Origin of the sequence: Burkholderia cepacia, assembly GCF_001718835.1 — a bacterium.
GTDB lineage: Bacteria > Pseudomonadota > Gammaproteobacteria > Burkholderiales > Burkholderiaceae > Burkholderia > Burkholderia cepacia_F.
Map to the genome: position 1 here is coordinate 1,756,948 of NZ_CP013443.1, position 14,114 is coordinate 1,771,061.

Below are 14,114 nucleotides of genomic sequence, written 5' to 3' on the forward strand. Positions count from 1 at the left end.
TTTTCAGACCGAGCGCGTGACGGTACGACGCCGTCGCGCGTGCATCGGCCTGGTTCTTCAATTGTCAAATGCGAATTTCAATTCTATTACGTGATTTTGATTATTCGGCGACAAAGTGACGCATGTAAAACGTTAAACTCGATCGCGCAAACGATTGCGCGAAATATGGGTTGCGAGCGAGCCGGAAGTTAATTTCTTGTGGATTGAAAATCGCGGCGCGTTGCCGTTGTGAATCGGCAACGAATGGCGGATTGGTGCAGGATTATGGCCTTGCGGTATCGGATCGCCTGAAGCCATTGCCAGCATGCCTCCAGCGGGTTTTTGGAGGGTGCGACGGGAAATGTTCTTTATCTTCATACGGTTTTGGAATGTCAATCAGGATTGCAGATCAAAGTAAAAAGATTGTGAACTGACGGGAAACAATCATATGAATGGCGGTAAATCGAACATTGTCAGAAGCATTTGACAATGATTTACAGAAAACTTTCACGATTATCTCGATAATGCCGCCTCGTGACGGACGGGGCGAGCCAAGCGCTACCGGTTGTGTCCGCCACGTCGTCCCATTCTTTTGCCATTCATACGGAATCGATCATGAAGAAATCCCTCCTGTCCGCCGTCGCCTTCGCAGCGCTGTCCTCGTCGGCCTTCGCAGCGGGCACCGGCACGATCAACTTCACGGGCGAGATCGTCGCGGGCGCATGCGGCATCGATTCGGGCTCGGTCAACCAGACCGTCAACCTCGGCAAGGTGCCGACCAACGTGTTCAAGCAAGCTGGCGACAAGTCCACGCCGACCAACTTCGACATCAAGCTGACCGACTGCGACACGAGCGTCGCGCAGAACGCGTACTTCACGTTCACGGGCACGTCGAGCGCGGGCCAGCCGAAGCTGCTCGCCACGATCGGTTCGGCAACCAACGTCGGCATCCGCCTGCAGGCAGCGTCGGGCGAATACCTCGACAACGGCGCCGAGCAGAAGGCACCGACCGTGCTGCAAAACGGCACGAACGTCGCACGCTTCGCGGCAATGTACGAAGCGACCGCAGCCGGCGTGACGCCGGGTACTGCCGAAGGCGTGGCGAACTTCACCGTCCGCTACCAGTAAGCCGCCGTACCGGGGAAGGGTGCGCGCACCCTTCCTCGTTCGTTTTTCCTCCTTTCCCCCTTCATTGGACTTCCGGTAGCGCCGCGTGCGAATCAGACATTCCTTCCTTTGCGTCTCCGTGCTGGTTGTCGGCAGCCAGAGCCATGCGACGGAATTCAATTCGTCGTTCCTGAACATCGACGGCTCGAACAACGTCGATCTGTCGCAGTTCTCGCAGGCGGACTTCACGCTGCCGGGCGAGTACATGCTCGACGTACAGGTCAACGACCTGTTCTACGGGCTGCAGGCGATCGAATTCATCGCCGTCGACGCGTCGGGGGCCGGCAAACCGTGCCTGCGCCCGGAGCTCGTCGCGCAATTCGGGCTGAAGCCGTCGCTCGCGAAGGACCTGCCGCGCTTCCAGGGCGGACGTTGCGTCGACCTCGGCGCGATCGAGGGGGCGACCGTGCGCTACCTGAAAAGCGACGGACGGCTCAAGATCACGATTCCGCAGGCTGCGCTCGAGTTCAGTGATGCGACCTACCTGCCGCCGGAGCGCTGGTCGGAAGGGATCCCCGGTGCGATGCTCGACTATCGCGTGATCGCGAACACGAACCGCAACTTCGGCACGGGTGGCGGGCAAACGAATTCGATCCAGGCCTACGGGACGGTTGGCGCGAACTGGGATGCGTGGCGCTTTCGCGGCGACTACCAGGCGCAATCGAACGTGGGCAACACGGCCTACGCGGACCGCACGTTCCGCTTCAGCCGGCTTTATGCATTTCGCGCGCTACCGTCGATCCAGTCGACGGTGACGTTCGGCGACGACTACCTGACGTCCGACATTTTCGACACGTTCGCGCTGACGGGCGCGTCGATCCGCAGCGACGACCGCATGCTGCCGCCTTCGCTGCGTGGTTATGCGCCGCTGATCTCGGGCGTCGCGCGCACCAATGCGACGGTGACCGTGTCGCAGGCGGGCCGCGTGTTGTACGTGACGCGCGTGTCGCCGGGCGCCTTCGCGCTGCAGAACATCAATACGAGCGTGCAGGGCACGCTCGACGTCGCGGTCGAGGAAGAAGACGGCAGCGTGCAGCGCTTCCAGGTGACGACGGCCGCCGTGCCGTTCCTCGCGCGCGCCGGGCAATTGCGCTACAAGGCCGCCGTCGGCAAGCCGCGGCTCTTCGGCGGCGCCGGCATCACGCCGTTCTTCGGCTTCGGTGAAATCGCCTACGGCCTGCCGTTCGACGTGACGGCGTACGGCGGTTTCATTGCCGCGTCGGGCTACACGTCGATCGCGCTCGGCGTGGGCCGCGACTTCGGCGCGTTCGGCGCGCTGTCGGCCGACCTCACACATGCGCGGGCGAAGCTGTGGTGGAACGGCGCGACGCGCAACGGCAACTCGTACCGCATCAACTATTCGAAGCACTTCGACGGGCTGGATGCCGACGTGCGTTTCTTCGGCTATCGCTTCTCCGAGCGCGAATACACGAACTTCGCGCAGTTCTCGGGCGACCCGACCGCGTACGGCCTCGCCAACAGCAAGCAGCGCTACTCGGCGACGCTGTCGAAGCGTTTCGGCGACACGTCGACCTATTTCTCGTACGACCAGACGACCTACTGGGAACGCGCGAACGAGCAGCGCGTCGGCCTCACGCTGACGCGCGCGTTCTCGATCGGCACGCTGCGCCGCGTGAACGTCAGCCTGTCCGCGTTCCGCACGCTCGGCGCGGGCGGCAGCGGCAACCAGGTCTCGGTTACCGCGACGTTGCCGATCGGCGGCCGCCACACCGTCACGTCGAACCTGACGACGGGTAGCGGCAGCACGAGCGTGAACGCCGGTTACATCTACGACGATCCGGATGGCCGCACCTACCAGATCAACGCGGGCGCGACCGACGGGCGCGCGTCGGCGAACGCGAGCTACCGCCAGCGCTCGTCGGCGTATCAGCTGACCGCGCAGGCGTCGACGCTCGCCAATGCGTATGCGGCCGCGTCGCTCGAAGTCGACGGGTCGTTCGTCGCGACGCAATACGGCGTTTCGGCGCACGCGAACGGCAATGCGGGCGACACGCGGCTGCTGGTGTCGACCGACGGCGTGCCCGACGTGCCGCTGTCCGGCACGCTCTCGCATACCGATTCGCGCGGTTACGCGGTGCTCGACGGCATCTCGCCGTACAACGTCTACGACGCGACCGTCAACGTCGAGAAGCTGCCGCTCGAGGTGCAGGTGACGAACCCGATCCAGCGCATGGTGCTGACCGACGGCGCGATCGGCTTCGTGAAGTTTTCCGCCGCGCGCGGCAGCAACCTGTACCTGACGATGACCGACCCGGCAGGCAAGCCGCTGCCGTTCGGTGCGTCGGTGCAGGACGCGGCGAACGGCAGGGAACTCGGCATCGTCGGCGAGGGCGGCGCGGCGTTCCTGACCCAGGTTCAACCGAAATCCACGCTGGCGGTGCGCGCGGGCGAACGCACGCTCTGCACGATCGACACGCTGCCGAACCAGCTCCAACTCGAAGGCACGCCGATTCCGGTGACGTGCCAGACGCCCGGCGAGTCGCATGCGGCGACCGGCCGGACCGAACGATGAATCAACGGACATTGCGATGAAACTTCTTTCTTCTCTTTTCCTGCGGCGCGCGACCTGCGCGCTCGCAGCCTTCGGCACGCTGCTGGCGGGCGCCGCGCAGGCGGCGATCGTGCCCGATCGCACGCGCGTGATCTTCAACGAAGGCGAACAGGCCGCCGTCGTCACGATCACCAACAAGAGCACGACATATCCGTATCTCGTGCAGTCGTGGCTCGAGGACGCGAAGGGCAACAAGATCACGTCGCCGCTGATGGTCGTGCCGCCGTTGCAGCGCGTCGAGGCGAACGAGCGCAACGTGCTGCGGATCGCGAAGCTGCCGGGCACCGAGCTGCCGGCCGATCGCGAATCGGTGTTCTACCTGAACATCCGCGAAGTGCCGCCGAAGACCGATACGCCGAACACGCTGCAGATCGCGCTGCATACGCAGATGAAGCTGTTCTACCGGCCGAAGGCCGTGCAGCCGGCGCGCGACGAGGACTGGACGCTGCCGATGACGTTGCGCGTCGATGCGGCCGCGCACAAGCTCGTGTTCGACAATCCGACGCCGTATCACATCACGATCGTCGACGTGGCGTCGGGTGCGCAGAAGACGCACGTGCCGCTGGAGCCGGTGATGGTGAGCCCGATGAGCACGGCCGACGTGCCGTTCAAGGCCGCGACGCCCGCGACGCTGTTCGTCACGCACGTCGACGATTACGGCGGCCAGGTGGCGGTCGAGTATGCGTGCGAGGCCGGTGCGTGCAAGAGCGTGAAGAAATGAGCGGCGCACGGCGAAACGCCGGCGGTGCGTACGCATGGCTGAGATGGTGCGTGGTCGCGCTGTTTGCCGCGATGGTTCAGCCCGCATGGGCGGTGCGCTGTGTCGCGGACGGCGGCGGCACGGTGCTGACGGAAGCGATCGGCAATGTTGCGTCGTATCCGACCGATGCGCCGGATGGATACGTGATCTGGGTGTCGCCGCCGCGCACGACGACGGGATACTGCTACAAGGATCTCGGCGGCGACATGGCGACGTTCGGGGAGTCGATCTATTTCTATGCGAACCCCGAAAAGCAGACCCCGGCTGCGTGGGGGCTCGAGATCGGCATTCGCTATCTTGGCGAAGACTACTTCGGCCGCAGCAGTCAGCCCGGCGATGGCGTGAAGACGAATACTTACGTCGACTCTTGCTGGACGTTCCCGAAGTGCGAGAGGTTTCCGCTGAGCATCACCTATCAGGTCGTGGTGCGCAAGCGCGGCAACTGGTCGCAGCCGCCGTCCGACATCTACGCGGTGTTCCAGTTCGATGGCAGAGGCGGCCTGAACTACATCAATCCGAGCTTTCGCTACAAGTTGAGCGGGCTGCAGAAACTCAAGCCGACGCCGTGCACGGTCGACGTGCTGGTGACGCCCGAGCCGGGCATCGTCAACTTCGGGCAGGTGCAGACGTCAGGCAACGGGTTCCTGCCGGCCGTGCCGCGCAAGCGGTTTTCGCTGTCGCTGACCAAGAAGTGCAGCATTCCGGTGCGCGTCGACGGTTACTTCGAAGCGACGAAGGGCACTGTGCAAAACGGCTTGCTGGTGCCTGAAAGCAAGAGCAACTTTGGCATCGGCCTGGAAGACAGTCAGGGCAAGCCGATCGAATTCAACAAGCAATTCACGCTCACGCAGTTTCCGGCCAACGTCGCCAACCAGAGCGTGACGCTTGATGCCGTGCTGAAGGCGTTCGGCCCGCCGAAGATCGGTCCGTTCAACGCGTCGGCGACGATCCGGATTTTCCTTTACTGAGTTCGAGACGGTGCGAGCGGCGTGCATTGCGGCGCAAGCCGCTCGCACCGAATTTCATTGACGGTGTTTCGGGGGAGACGAGATGCAGTTGAGAAGCAGTGTGGTTGCGGCAGTGCTGGCCGCTTCGGCAATGAGCGCGGTTCACGCGCAGACGGTATCGGCGGGCGGTTATTCTCTGACGGTGTTGGGCGAGCTGGGCGGACCGCGTGGCAGCCAGAACTACGGTTCGGCCGTCAGCGCGGACGGCAAGACGATCGTCGGCTTCAACAGCACCTGGACGATACCAGGTCACTCATTCGCGTTTTCCTGGTCTCCCGCGGCCGGCTGGCAGCGGCTGGCCGCGCCGGCGAACGCCGAAGACTCTTATGCACAAACGGTATCGGCCGACGGTCGGATTGTCGGTGGCTCGATCGGCGCTACGCAAGCCGACAACAATTTCGATCGATGGGCGGTGCGATGGCCCGGCGACGGTCGCACGCAGACGATCGTGCCGCAAGCAGCGGGCCGGGCCAGCCGCGTTGAAGTCGGCAACCGCGATGGCTCCAGAATGGCCGGACATTTCTTCAGTACAGACGGCCGGAATGCGATGTTCCTGTGGGACGTGCGCAGCGGCTTCGCGAGCCTGACGCCGACAGGCGATTCGGCGGGACAGTTCTTGGCGATGAACCAGGCGGGCAACGCAGCGGCAGGTTTCGCCGGCAATGTCGATGGGGTGTACGGAACCCGTGCATTCTTGTGGACCGAGAACGACGGGGTCCGGCTATTGCCGACGCTCGGCACGAAGGAGACGGTGCTGGATATCGCGTATGGCGTGAGTGACGATGGACGGACGATCGTCGGGACGTCCGACACCGGAAGGATGCTGACGGCTCCGTACGGACCGGTACCGGAATCGAGAGCCGTGCGATGGACGGATGGCGGCGATGCCGTTCAGTCGCTCGGTGTTCTCGACGGCGACGACTACAGCAGCGCAACCTCGATCAGTGCCGACGGGCGTGTCGTGATTGGCGAATCGGGCAATAGCCAGCGAGGCGGTCCGTCGCGCGTCTACATCTGGACACAGCAAAGCGGCATGCGCAGTCTCGATGCGCTGCTCGCGGCCGCGGGCATTTCGGTCGGCACGCTGAACTTGACCGGCTTGATCGGCGCCAGCCCGGACGGCCAGACCATCACGGGGCAAGGCTATCGCGAAGACGACCCCGACGGGAAGACGCAGTTCTGGCAAGTGCACATCGATGCAGCGACATTGCGGTCGCTGCCGCCGGCGAGTCCGGGCGCGGACACACTGCGCGTGCGGACGTCCCAGCCGAAGCTTGCGTCGTTCAAGTTGTCGGCGAAGCAACGCGCGCCGCTGCGCGGCAACGCGTGCGGCACGGGCGCCGGCCGTGCGTGGCTCGTGCAATGCCGGATGCCGATGCAAGCAGCACATTGACCGATACACGCGCCGGGCGGCACTGTCGGCCGCCCGGCGCCTCGTCGCCTTCATCGCACCGGTGATGAGGGCGATCGAAGCGACGTTCGCGATGCGGCTGCGCTTCACCGATCCATCTCCCCCAAAAGCCGGGAACGACTCGTCGGCCCAGGCCCGCAAGCCATCCGTCCATCGGACGCCTCCGCACACCCGCGTGCAACGCCGCCTTTATTCATACAAATCCGACCAATCCGAAGGGGTATTTAAGAATCGGATTGAGAATGATTTGCGTTTACGTTAAATTGCGCTATCTCGGAATTTGACGGAGCAGATCGATGGCGATGGCGGAAGTGCTCGACCGACCGGCGGCGGCAGCGGCGAACCCGTTCCTCGGCAGCCCATCCGATCGGCCGTCCAGGCCCGCGCTGCAGGCGCGCCGCGCGGCGAGGCCGAGCGCGCAGGGCGCGTTGCTCGACGTGCTGATCTCGCATCGCGCGATGCTCGTGAACGTCGCGCGCGGCTTCGTCGGCTGTGCGAGCCGTGCCGAGGACGTCGTGCACGACGTGTTCGTGAAGCTCGTCGAATTCCCGAACCAGGATGCGGTGCGCCAGCCGGTCGCGTACGTGACGCGGATGGTGCGCAATGCGTCGATCGACGCGTGCCGCCGGCAAAACCTCGAGAACGTCTATCACACGGAAGAGGACGACGGCTTCGACGTGCCGTCGCCCGAGCCGACGCCGGAAGCCGCGCTGCTGACGCGCGATACGCTGCGGCGCGTGTGGGCCGCGCTCGACGACCTGCCGGCGCGCAGCCGCGCGGCCTTCGAGATGGTGCGGCTGCGCGAGGAGACGCTGCAGACCGCGGCGCGCGCGCTGAACGTGTCGCAGACGCTCGTGCATTTCATGGTGCGCGATGCGGAGCGCCACTGCGCGGAATGCCTCGACGCATGCCATCGCGGTGTCGCGTGCCCGGTATTTCTCGGCGGCCGCACGCGGCGCCGGTGAGCGCGGGTAAAAAAACGCGCCGGCCAATCGTCTATCAGACAGGCGCGGCCGAAACCGCCGCTTTGCCATCCGCTTTGCCACTTTCAACCGCCTCAGCGATTTCCGATCATGACGCAAGCCACGACGCCTTCCGCCGACACCGACGATCTCGTCTATACGGTCGTCATCAACGACGAAGAACAGTATTCGATCTGGCCGACGTTCCGGCCCGTGCCGGCCGGCTGGCGCGAGGTCGGCGTGAGCGGCCCGAAAGCCGACTGTCTCGCGCACATCGAGACCGTCTGGACCGACATGCGCCCCGCGAGCCTGCGCCGCGCGATGGACGGCGAGCGCGCATCGCGCGCGTCGTGACCTGTTGCGCCGTGACCCGGCGCACCACCTGAAGAGGACGTTGCATGACCCTGCTTTCGTTGCCGACGCTCGACGACCTGCGTATCGAGCCGGGGCTGCCCACCGTCGTGTCGCCGCGCGGCAGCGACGGGATGTCGATCGACGACGTCGCGCCGCTGGCGCGCGAGATCGCGGCCGACACGCTCGAACGGGCGGGCGGCGTGCTGTTCACGGGTTTTCACGTGCCGTCGATCGACGCGTTCCAGCAGTTCGCGGCGTCGTTCGGCGATCCGCTGATCGGCTATGAATACGCGTCGACGCCGCGCAGCCAGGTCGAGGGCGCCGTCTACACGTCGACCGAGTACCCGCCGCACCGCGCGATTCCGCTGCACAACGAGCAGTCGTATACGCGCGAATGGCCGCTGCGGATCTGGTTCCACTGCGCGCTCGCCGCGCCGAAGGGCGGGGCGACGCCGATCGCGGACAGCCGTGCCGTCTACCGTGCGCTCGATCCGGCGCTCGTCGCGCGTTTCGAGAAGCGCGAGCTGCTGTACGTGCGCAATTTCGGGCAGGGGCTCGACCTGCCGTGGCAGCAGTCGTTCGGCACCGACGAACCGGCCGAGGTCGAACGGATGTGCGCGGCGCGCGGCATCGAATGCGCGTGGCGCACCGACGACGACGGCGAGCTGCTGCTGCGCACGCGCGAACGCTGCCAGGCCGTCGCGCGCCATCCGCGCACCGGCGAGCGCGTGTGGTTCAACCAGGCGAACCTGTTTCACCTGTCGGCGCTCGACGACGACATGCAGGAAGCGCTCGTCGACGCGGTCGGGCTCGAGAACGTGCCGCGCAACGTCTATTACGGCGACGGCGAGCCGCTCGAAGCCGACGCGCTCGCGGAGATCCGCGGCGTGCTCGACCAGCAGCGCATCGTGTTCCCGTGGCGCACGGGCGACGTGCTGATGCTCGACAACATGCTGACCGCGCATGCGCGCGACCCGTTCGAGGGGCCGCGCAAGGTCGTCGTCGCGATGGCGCAGAGTTATACGGTCCCGCGCGACCGAACGGAGGATCGATGACGCGTCGTACCGCCGCGCTTGCCGCGCGCGGGCTGTCGGTGGGATATCGCGACCATGTCGTGATCGACGGGCTGGACCTGTCGATCGCGGCCGGCCGCGTAACCGCGCTGTGCGGACCGAACGGCTGCGGCAAGAGCACGCTGCTGCGCACGCTCGCGGGCTTGCAGCCCGCGCGTGCCGGCCATGTCGAAGTGAACGGGCAGCCGCTCGCGTCGTTTCGCCGTCGCGCGCTCGCGCGCGAGCTGACGATGCTCGCGCAGTTCAACCAGATCCCGTCGGGCCTCACGGTGCGCGAGCTCGTCGCGTACGGGCGCTATGCGTACGGCGGCTTCCTGCGCGGCCTGTCGCGCGCCGACCATGCGGCGATCGACGAGGCGCTCGACACGAGCGGCCTCGCCGGCGACGCGGAGCGCGACGTCGGCGCACTGTCGGGCGGCGAGCGCCAGCGTGCGTGGATCGCGATGGCGCTCGCGCAGCAGGCGCCGATCGTGCTGCTGGACGAACCGACGACCTATCTCGACATCCACCACCAGCTCGACATCCTCGATGCGCTGCGCACGCTGAACCGCACGCGCGGGCTGACGATCGTGTGGGTGCTGCACGACCTGAACCAGGCGGCCGCATACAGCGACGAGATCGTGCTGATGCGCGCGGGCCGCCTCGTCGCGCAGGGCACGCCCGACGCGATGCTCGATCCGGCACGACTGCGCGCAGCGTTCGGCGTCGAAATGCTGAAGCTTTCGCATCCTCAAACGGGCGCACCGATGTGCGTGCCGGCCTACGGGCCGACCACCGACGGCGCGCCGCAGGCGGCCGGTGTCTTCGACCGGGATCTCGCCGTATGACCACGTTCGCGATGCGCAAGCGCCGCGCCGCATCCGCCGGCGGCAGGGTCATGCGGCCGAACCGCGCCGGCGCGCTGGCGATCGGCATGCTGCTGCTGATCGCGTGCGTCGCCGCGCTGCGCGCCGCGCCTGACCTGCGCGCATGGTGGGGCGCCGCGCCCGACAGCGACGCGGACGCGCTTGCGCACGTGTTCCTGTTCGACCTCAACCTGCCGCGCGTCGCGGCCGCGCTCGTCGCGGGCGGGTGCCTCGGCATCGCGGGCGCGCTGTTCCAGTCGCTCACGCGCAATCCGCTCGCGTCGCCCGACTTGCTCGGCGTGACGGGCGGCGCCCAGCTCGGCCTGCTTGCGGCGATGCTCGTGCCGGCGCTGGCCGGCGTCGCGTCGGTGCCGCTGCTGTTCGTCTGCGGGCTGGCCGCGGCCGCCTGCGCGATCGCCGCAGCCGGCGGCTGGCGCGCGACGCCGTTGCGCCTCGTGCTCGCGGGCAGCGTGTGCATGCTGCTGTTCGCCGCGCTGTCGACACTCGTGCTGGCCTTCTTCGAGCAGAACATCGCGGGCGCCGCGCTGTGGACCAACGGCAGCCTGTACCAGCCGGGCGCGACCGGCCTCGCGCTCGCCGCGCGCTGGCTCGTCGTGCCGCTCGTCGCCTTGCCGTTCGTGATCCGGCCGCTGAATCCGCTCACGCTCGGCGACGATGCAGCGGCCGCGGCCGGCGTGCGCGTCGACGCAACGCGGCTCGCCGCGACGATCGTCGCGGTCGCGTTCACGAGCGTGGCCGTCAGTATCGCGGGCCCGCTGTCGTATGTCGGCCTCGTCGCGCCGAACCTGCTGCGCCAGGTGCGCGGCGCGCGCGCGGCTCGGCTCGGCGTGCTGGTGCCGCTGTCGGCGCTCGCGGGCGGTGCGCTCGTCCTTCTCACCGACAGCGCGGTGCTCGCGTCGGGCCTCGACGCCACGCTGTCGACCGGCGTCGCGATCGCGCTGGTCGGCACGCCGCTGATGCTGGCGATGATCCGGCGCGGTGCCGCGTGGTCGGGCGTGCTGCACGCGGGCCCCGAGCGCGCGGCGTCCGGGCGCGCGACGCGCGTAGTCGGCTGGCTCGACGGGCTGCGCTGGCCATCGCGCACGGTGCTGTTCGCGCTGGCGGGTGCGCTCGTGCTGCTCGCGGGCGCGTCGGCCGGCCCCGAATGGCTGACGCCCGCGCGCTGGCAGGCGGCGCTGTCGGGCGCCGACCCGGTCGCGCGGATGCTGATCGACCTGCGCATGCCGCGCCTGCTGTGCGCGCTCCTCGCGGGCGCGCTGCTGGCGGTGAGCGGCGTCGCGATGCAAAGCGTCGTGCGCAATCCGCTCGCGGGCCCCGAGGTGCTCGGCGTCACGCAGGGGGCGGGGCTCGTCACGCTGTTCGCGCTCACGCGCTGGCCGCTCGCGGGCGGCGGCGTGCTCGCCGGCGCGGCGCTGGCGGGCGGCGGACTGTCGCTCGCGATCACGCTCGCGCTGAATCACCGGCATCGCTATGCGCCGCTCGCGGTGGCGCTCACCGGGATCGTGATCGGCACGCTGTGGACGACATTGTCGGAATGGCTGATCACGCAGGAAAGCGTGCAGCCCGCGCGCTTCGTCGTGTGGCTCGTCGGCGGCACGTATGGCCGCAGCTGGGGCGAGGTGTCGATGCTGCTGCCGTGGTGCGTGCTCGCGGTGCCCGTGTTCGCGTGGCTCGCGAAGCCGCTCGACATGCTCGCGCTCGGCGACGACCAGGCGGCCGCGCTCGGCCTGCCGGTGGCTGCGCTGCGGCCGCTCGCGCTGACGATCGCGACGCTCGCCGCGTGCGCGGCGGTCGCGGCGGTCGGGCCGGTCGGCTTCATCGGGTTGATGGCGCCGCACCTCGCGGCGATGCTCGGCGCGCGCCGGCACCGTACGCGGTTGTGGCTCGCGGCCGCGTGCGGCGCGCTGATCCTCGGTGCGGCGGATCTCGCGGCGCGCACGGCCGTCGCACCGCGCGAAGTGCCGGCGGGCGTGCTGACCGCGCTGATCGGCGCGCCGTACCTGCTCGGGCTCCTGATCCTCGAGGGGCGCCGCGCCCGGCGCGCGGGGCGATGACGCCGCCGGCCCCCGGCGTGCACCACACGCGCGCGACGTGCTTCGCGTCGTTCGCGCCGGCTGAATTCGCGCCGTATCTCGACGCGGTGTGGCTCGGCATGCCCGAAGACGCATGTGCGGCAAGCGCGGCGCTCGTGCCGGTGACCGCGCTGCGCGACCATCGCGACGCGCTGCTCGACGCGATGGTCCGCCATTACGGCGGCGATCCGGCGCAGCACGCGCGCGCGCTGATGTCGCAATGGAGCAAATACTATTTCGGCCGCGCGGCGCCGGCCGGCGTCGTCGCCGCGCTGACGCTCGGCCGGCCGCTCGACATGACACCCGAGCGTACGTTCGTCGCGCTCGACGACGGGATGCCCGCCGCGCTGTACTTCACGCGCGATGCGCTCGGCGAACCCTGCGACGACCCGGCGCCACGCTACGCGGGCCTCGTCGCGCATCTCGGCGCGGTGATCGACCTGCTCGCGGCGATGGGGCGCGTCACGCCGCGCGTGCTGTGGAGCAACGCGGGCAACCTGCTCGACTATCTGCTCGACGTCTGCGGCGCGCAGCCGTGTGCGGCCGACCCCGGGCGCGACGCCGCGTGGCTGTTCCGGTCGGCGTGCGTCGACGGCGAACCGAATCCGTTGCGCATGCCCGTGCGCGATGCGGTGCCGCGTTCTGCGCTGCTGCCGACGCCGTTCCGCGCGCGCCGCGTGTGCTGCCTGCGCTATGAAATTCCTGGAGAAACGCAACTGTGTGGAAGCTGCCCCCTGCTACTGACGATGGACGACGCGGCGCTGGCCGGGCAGGACGCGATTCGCTGACGGCGCCCGGCCGGCGGCGGGCGCTTGCGCAGCTCGCCGCGCTTGGCGCGGGCTGGCCGCTGGCCGCGCAGGCCGCAGCGAGTGGCGCCGTGCGCGGACCAAGCGGCGGCATGCCGGCCGGTGCGTCGCTGGCCGGCAATCCCGTCGTGTCGCAGGCGAGCGCGACGATGCCGGTGCGGCCGCAGCGCGTGGTCGCGCTCGACTTCATGTTCGCGGAAACGCTCGCGGCGCTCGACATCATGCCGGTCGGGATGGCCGATACGGCGTTCTATCCGGGCTGGCTCGGCTACGACAATGCCCGCTTCGCGCATGTGACGGACGTCGGTTCGCGCCAGGAGCCGGGCCTCGAGGCGATCGCGGCGGTCGAGCCCGACCTGATCATCGGCGTCGGCTTCCGTCATGCGCCGATTTTCGAGGCGCTCGACCGCATCGCGCCGACGATCCTGTTCCAGTTCAGCCCGAACGTGTCGGACGGCGGCGTGCCGGTGACGCAGCTCGACTGGATGCGCCAGATCTTCCGGACGATCGGTGCGGTCACGGGGCGCGACGCGCGTGCGCAGGCGGTCGATGCGCAACTCGATGCGGGCATCGCGCGCAACGCGAAACGGCTCGCGGCGGCCGGCAGGCAGCATGAACGCGTCGCGCTGCTGCAGGATCTCGGCTTGCCCGACCGTTACTGGGCCTATACGGGCAACAGCACGTCGGCAGGCCTCGCGCGGGCGCTCGGGCTCGATCCATGGCCGCAGAAGCCGACGCGGGAAGGCACGCTGTACGTGACGTCGGCCGATCTGCTCAGGCAGCGCGAGCTGGCCGTGCTGTTCGTGACCGCATCGGGCATGGACGTGCCGCTGTCCGCGAAACTCGATTCGCCGGTCTGGCAGTACGTGCCCGCGCGCAAGGCAAAACGGATCGCGCTGATCGAACGCAATATCTGGGGGTTCGGCGGGCCGATGTCGGCGCTGAAACTGGCCGACGTGATGACCGATACGCTGCTCGGGCTGCCGCGGGTGCGGTGACGCATCAATCCTGCGGGTCGGCCGTGTATCCCGGCGGGTAGGGCGCGTTGCCCGGCACCTTCCCGCGCGCATCCGGCAAGGCGCCGG

The 14,114-nt window shown here is 68.0% G+C and carries 13 protein-coding genes; 12 read left to right on the forward strand and 1 reads right to left on the reverse strand.

Translation table 11 applies throughout. The annotated features are described in order from the left end of the window. Positions 1–132 precede the first annotated feature (132 nt). A complete protein-coding gene (locus WT26_RS37265; RefSeq protein ID WP_155123099.1) occupies positions 133–357 on the reverse strand; it encodes a hypothetical protein in 225 nt (74 codons plus the stop codon). 237 nt (positions 358–594) lie between these two features. Between WT26_RS37265 and WT26_RS11505 the strand changes: the two genes are divergently transcribed. The 12 genes from WT26_RS11505 (at position 595) to WT26_RS11560 (ending at position 14,027) form a co-directional block, all read left to right on the forward strand. Continuing rightward, entirely contained in the window at positions 595–1,107 is a 513-nt protein-coding gene (locus WT26_RS11505; RefSeq protein WP_069272908.1) for a fimbrial protein, read from the forward strand. Between the two features lie 118 nt (positions 1,108–1,225). Beyond that, positions 1,226–3,679 (forward strand): fimbria/pilus outer membrane usher protein, encoded by a 2,454-nt coding sequence (locus WT26_RS11510; RefSeq protein WP_069272909.1) that lies wholly within the window; start codon positions 1,226–1,228, stop codon positions 3,677–3,679. 16 nt (positions 3,680–3,695) lie between these two features. Next, positions 3,696–4,439: a molecular chaperone gene (locus WT26_RS11515; RefSeq protein WP_069272910.1), complete on the forward strand. Its 744-nt coding sequence runs from the start codon at positions 3,696–3,698 to the stop codon at positions 4,437–4,439. Then, a complete protein-coding gene (locus tag WT26_RS11520; protein ID WP_069272911.1) occupies positions 4,436–5,446 on the forward strand; it encodes a fimbrial protein in 1,011 nt (336 codons plus the stop codon). Before WT26_RS11515 ends, WT26_RS11520 begins: the two co-directional genes overlap by 4 nt. Positions 5,447–5,528: 82 nt before the next feature. After that, complete coding sequence (locus WT26_RS11525; RefSeq protein ID WP_069272912.1) at positions 5,529–6,878, forward strand: calcium-binding protein; 1,350 nt, start codon at positions 5,529–5,531, stop codon at positions 6,876–6,878. Positions 6,879–7,192: 314 nt separating this feature from the next. Next, positions 7,193–7,861, forward strand: coding sequence for an RNA polymerase factor sigma-70 (locus tag WT26_RS11530; RefSeq protein ID WP_069272913.1), 669 nt, complete (start codon positions 7,193–7,195; stop codon positions 7,859–7,861). 108 nt (positions 7,862–7,969) lie between these two features. Next, positions 7,970–8,212, forward strand: coding sequence for an MbtH family protein (locus WT26_RS11535; RefSeq protein WP_021163602.1), 243 nt, complete (start codon positions 7,970–7,972; stop codon positions 8,210–8,212). A gap of 44 nt (positions 8,213–8,256) precedes the next feature. Further along, on the forward strand, positions 8,257–9,267 hold the full coding sequence (locus WT26_RS11540) for a TauD/TfdA family dioxygenase (RefSeq protein WP_059664018.1): 1,011 nt from the start codon (positions 8,257–8,259) through the stop codon (positions 9,265–9,267). Continuing rightward, complete coding sequence (locus WT26_RS11545; RefSeq protein ID WP_059728263.1) at positions 9,264–10,112, forward strand: ABC transporter ATP-binding protein; 849 nt, start codon at positions 9,264–9,266, stop codon at positions 10,110–10,112. The genes WT26_RS11540 and WT26_RS11545 overlap by 4 nt, the downstream gene beginning before the upstream one ends. Further along, the gene (fhuB, locus tag WT26_RS11550; RefSeq protein ID WP_069272914.1) at positions 10,109–12,205 is read left to right on the forward strand and encodes a Fe(3+)-hydroxamate ABC transporter permease FhuB; all 2,097 of its coding nucleotides are present in this window, start codon (positions 10,109–10,111) and stop codon (positions 12,203–12,205) included. The genes WT26_RS11545 and fhuB overlap by 4 nt, the downstream gene beginning before the upstream one ends. Continuing rightward, positions 12,202–13,011: a siderophore-iron reductase FhuF gene (gene fhuF, locus WT26_RS11555; RefSeq protein WP_069273740.1), complete on the forward strand. Its 810-nt coding sequence runs from the start codon at positions 12,202–12,204 to the stop codon at positions 13,009–13,011. Before fhuB ends, fhuF begins: the two co-directional genes overlap by 4 nt. After that, a complete protein-coding gene (locus WT26_RS11560) occupies positions 13,008–14,027 on the forward strand; it encodes an ABC transporter substrate-binding protein (RefSeq protein ID WP_069273741.1) in 1,020 nt (339 codons plus the stop codon). The genes fhuF and WT26_RS11560 overlap by 4 nt, the downstream gene beginning before the upstream one ends. Positions 14,028–14,114 lie beyond the last annotated feature (87 nt).